Below are 3,350 nucleotides of genomic sequence, written 5' to 3' on the forward strand. Positions count from 1 at the left end.
GTATTTTTCATCTGGAGTTGGGAAAGCTGACTGATAACAACGAACGTGTTTGTTGTTATCAAATAAAAGTTCTCAACATCAATACGTTTAACGTATTGATACCAAACACATTCAAGTGTTCTTGGGAAAGCTTACTACGGTAAGTTTTCAAAATTGAGTCCGGCAAAATCAAACGTCTCTCGCTCATTCAAATAATGAGAGACAACCTTGGTGACTTGTCTGCAACACGAAACTTCTTCGGGTTGTATGGTTAAGTGACTAAGCGTACACGGTGGATGCCTTGGCAGTCAGAGGCGATGAAGGACGTAGTAACTTGCGATAAGCGTAGATTAGGCAGTAACAGCCACTTGAGTCTACGATTTCCGAATGGGGAAACCCACGTGCATAAGCACGTATCCTTACCTGAATACATAGGGTAAGGAGGCAAACCGGGGGAACTGAAACATCTAAGTACCCCGAGGAGAAGAAATCAACAGAGATTCCGAAAGTAGCGGCGAGCGAAATTGGACTAGCCCTTAAGCTTTTAATGATGCAGGTGAAGCCTCTGGAAAGTGGCGCAATAAAGGGTGATAGCCCCGTAACTGTTCCATCATTATAAGTGAAATCGAGTAAGGCGGGACACGTGTTATCCTGTCTGAACATGGGGGGACCATCCTCCAAGGCTAAATACTACTGACTGACCGATAGTGAACCAGTACCGTGAGGGAAAGGCGAAAAGAACCCCTGTGAGGGGAGTGAAATAGAACCTGAAACCGTGTACGTACAAGCAGTAGGAGCAGGCTTTGTCCTGTGACTGCGTACCTTTTGTATAATGGGTCAGCGACTTATATTCAGTGGCAAGGTTAACCGAATAGGGGAGCCGTAGGGAAACCGAGTCTTAACTGGGCGATTTAGTCTCTGGATATAGACCCGAAACCGGGTGATCTAGCCATGGGCAGGTTGAAGGTTGAGTAACATCAACTGGAGGACCGAACCGACTAATGTTGAAAAATTAGCGGATGACTTGTGGCTAGGGGTGAAAGGCCAATCAAACTCGGAGATAGCTGGTTCTCCCCGAAAGCTATTTAGGTAGCGCCTCGGACGAATACTACTGGGGGTAGAGCACTGTTAAGGCTAGGGGGTCATCCCGACTTACCAACCCTTTGCAAACTCCGAATACCAGTAAGTACTATCCGGGAGACACACGGCGGGTGCTAACGTCCGTCGTGGAGAGGGAAACAACCCAGACCGCCAGCTAAGGTCCCAAATTACTACTAAGTGGGAAACGATGTGGGAAGGCTCAGACAGCCAGGATGTTGGCTTAGAAGCAGCCATCATTTAAAGAAAGCGTAATAGCTCACTGGTCGAGTCGGCCTGCGCGGAAGATGTAACGGGGCTAAGTAGTAAACCGAAGCTGCGGCAATACAGTTTACTGTATTGGGTAGGGGAGCGTTCTGTAAGCCGTTGAAGGTGTGTTGTAAAGCATGCTGGAGGTATCAGAAGTGCGAATGCTGACATGAGTAACGATAAGGGGGGTGAAAAACCTCCCCGCCGGAAGACCAAGGGTTCCTGTCCAACGTTAATCGGGGCAGGGTAAGTCGACCCCTAAGGCGAGGCTGAAAAGCGTAGTCGATGGGAAACGGGTTAATATTCCCGTACTGCTTATAATTGCGATGGGGGGACGGAGAAGGCTAGGTGGGCCAGGCGACGGTTGTCCTGGTTCAAGTGCGTAGGCTAAGAGACTAGGTAAATCCGGTTTCTTGTTAGGCTGAGACACGACGTCGAGCTGCTACGGCAGTGAAGTCATTGATGCCCTGCTTCCAGGAAAAGCCTCTAAGCTTCAGATTATAAGCAATCGTACCCCAAACCGACACAGGTGGTCGGGTAGAGAATACCAAGGCGCTTGAGAGAACTCGGGTGAAGGAACTAGGCAAAATGGTACCGTAACTTCGGGAGAAGGTACGCTCTTATTGGTGAAGTCCCTCGCGGATGGAGCTGACGAGAGTCGCAGATACCAGGTGGCTGCAACTGTTTATTAAAAACACAGCACTGTGCAAAATCGCAAGATGACGTATACGGTGTGACGCCTGCCCGGTGCCGGAAGGTTAATTGATGGGGTTAGACTTAGGTCGAAGCTCTTGATCGAAGCCCCGGTAAACGGCGGCCGTAACTATAACGGTCCTAAGGTAGCGAAATTCCTTGTCGGGTAAGTTCCGACCTGCACGAATGGCGTAATGATGGCCACGCTGTCTCCACCCGAGACTCAGTGAAATTGAAATCGCTGTGAAGATGCAGTGTACCCGCGGCTAGACGGAAAGACCCCGTGAACCTTTACTACAGCTTGGCACTGAACATTGAACCTACATGTGTAGGATAGGTGGGAGACTTAGAAGCGCAGTCGCTAGATTGCGTGGAGTCGACCTTGAAATACCACCCTTGTCGTTTTGATGTTCTAACGTAGGCCCCTCATCGGGGTTGCGGACAGTGCCTGGTGGGTAGTTTGACTGGGGCGGTCTCCTCCCAAAGAGTAACGGAGGAGCACGAAGGTGGGCTAATCACGGTTGGACATCGTGAGGTTAGTGCAATGGCATAAGCCCGCTTAACTGCGAGAATGACGGTTCGAGCAGGTACGAAAGTAGGTCATAGTGATCCGGTGGTTCTGAATGGAAGGGCCATCGCTCAACGGATAAAAGGTACTCCGGGGATAACAGGCTGATACCGCCCAAGAGTTCATATCGACGGCGGTGTTTGGCACCTCGATGTCGGCTCATCACATCCTGGGGCTGAAGTCGGTCCCAAGGGTATGGCTGTTCGCCATTTAAAGTGGTACGCGAGCTGGGTTTAGAACGTCGTGAGACAGTTCGGTCCCTATCTGCCGTGGGCGTTGGAAGATTGAAGGGGGCTGCTCCTAGTACGAGAGGACCGGAGTGGACGAACCGCTGGTGTTCGGGTTGTCATGCCAATGGCATTGCCCGGTAGCTAAGTTCGGAATTGATAAGCGCTGAAAGCATCTAAGCGCGAAGCGAGCCCTGAGATGAGTCTTCCCTGGCACTTTAAGTGTCCTAAAGGGTTGTTCGAGACTAGAACGTTGATAGGTTGGGTGTGTAAGCGCTGCGAGGCGTTGAGCTAACCAATACTAATTGCCCGTGAGGCTTAACCATACAACACCGAAGGGGTTTTGTGGGCTCAATTGAAGAACATTGAATGTGTGAATGAGAACGAAACAGCTTTCCGAATTAAGAAATTTGCTTGGCGACCATAGCGTTGTGGACCCACCTGATTCCATGCCGAACTCAGAAGTGAAACACAACAGCGCCGATGGTAGTGTGGGGTCTCCCCATGTGAGAGTAGGACATCGCCAGGCTTTGAAT

2 rRNA genes are annotated in these 3,350 nt (G+C 50.3%); both read left to right on the forward strand.

Annotation, left to right across the window (positions count from 1 at the left end):
• Window positions 1–248: 248 nt before the first annotated feature.
• Window positions 249–3,140, forward strand: a 23S ribosomal RNA gene (locus PL85_RS09840).
• A gap of 87 nt (window positions 3,141–3,227) precedes the next feature.
• Window positions 3,228–3,343, forward strand: a 5S ribosomal RNA gene (gene rrf, locus PL85_RS09845).
• Window positions 3,344–3,350: the final 7 nt, after the last annotated feature.

The organism is Vibrio anguillarum (genome assembly GCF_001989995.2).
In the GTDB taxonomy this organism is placed as follows: domain Bacteria; phylum Pseudomonadota; class Gammaproteobacteria; order Enterobacterales; family Vibrionaceae; genus Vibrio; species Vibrio anguillarum.